Below are 1,034 nucleotides of genomic sequence, written 5' to 3' on the forward strand. Positions count from 1 at the left end.
GGGGCGGGTGGGCTGCGGCTGAATCTACGTGCGTTGCCCACGCGGGTGGAGGCTTTGGTGCGCGTTGCCGGCGTATCTCCGGCCGGAGTGGGGGTGCCGCTCGCCCCTCGGGGTTCTGAGGCCGGCCGGTGGCCGGGGCGGCGGCGGTGCCGGGACATCGCCGCCGCGGGGTCAGCCACGGGGGACGAGGGTGGAGCCCTGGCGGGGGACGGTGCCGGTGCGTGCGGCCGGGGCCTGCGGCAGGCCAAAGGTGGTGAAGGCGGTGCGGGTGGGGAGCGGGTAGGGGGTGGTGTCGGTGAGGGAGTTGAGGATGGTGGCGCTGCGCCAGGCGGCGAGGCCGAGGTCGGGGGCGCCGACGCCGTGGGTGTGGGTTTCGGCGTTCTGGACGTAGACCGAGCCGGTGACGGAGGGGTCGAGGATCAGGCGGTGGTTCACGTCGATGCGGGGGCGTTCGGCGGAGTCCCGGCGTACGTAGGGGTCGAGGGCGGCGAGGAGGGTGTCCATCCGGGCTTCGCGGTAGCCGGTGGCGAGGATGACGGCGTCGGCGGTGAGGCGGGAGCGGGTGCCCTGCTGGGTGTGGTCGAGGTGGAGTTCGATCTTGGTGGCGCCGACGCGGCCTGCGGTGCGGACGCAGACGCCGGGAGTGAGGGTGGCGTCGGGCCAGCCGCCGTCGAGGGTGCGGCGGTAGAGCTCGTCGTGGATGGCGGCGAGGGTGTCGTGGTCGATGGCTTTGTGGAGCTGCCATTGGCCGGGGACGAGGGCGTCGCGGACGCGTTCGGGGAGGGAGTGGAAGTAGCGGGTGTAGTCGGGGGTGAAGTGTTCCAGGCCGATTTTGCTGTATTCCATGGGCGCGAAGGCGGGGGTGCGGGCGAGCCAGTGGAGGCCCTCGCGGCCGGCGGGGCGGGCGCGGAGCTGGTCGAGGAAGATCTCGGCGCCCGACTGGCCGGCGCCGATGATGGTGAGGCGGTCGGCGGTGAGCAGGCGGTCGCGGTGGTCGAGGTAGTCGGCGGAGTGGATGACGGGGACGGCGGGGG

The 1,034-nt window shown here is 73.6% G+C and carries 1 protein-coding gene; it reads right to left on the reverse strand.

Annotation, left to right across the window (positions count from 1 at the left end):
* Positions 1-171 precede the first annotated feature (171 nt).
* The coding region (locus EST54_RS33935) for a SidA/IucD/PvdA family monooxygenase (protein ID WP_153189274.1) at positions 172-1,034 on the reverse strand (863 nt) is incomplete at its 5' end.

The sequence above is a fragment of the Streptomyces sioyaensis genome (assembly GCF_004122735.1).
In the GTDB taxonomy this organism is placed as follows: Bacteria; Actinomycetota; Actinomycetes; order Streptomycetales; family Streptomycetaceae; genus Streptomyces; species Streptomyces sioyaensis.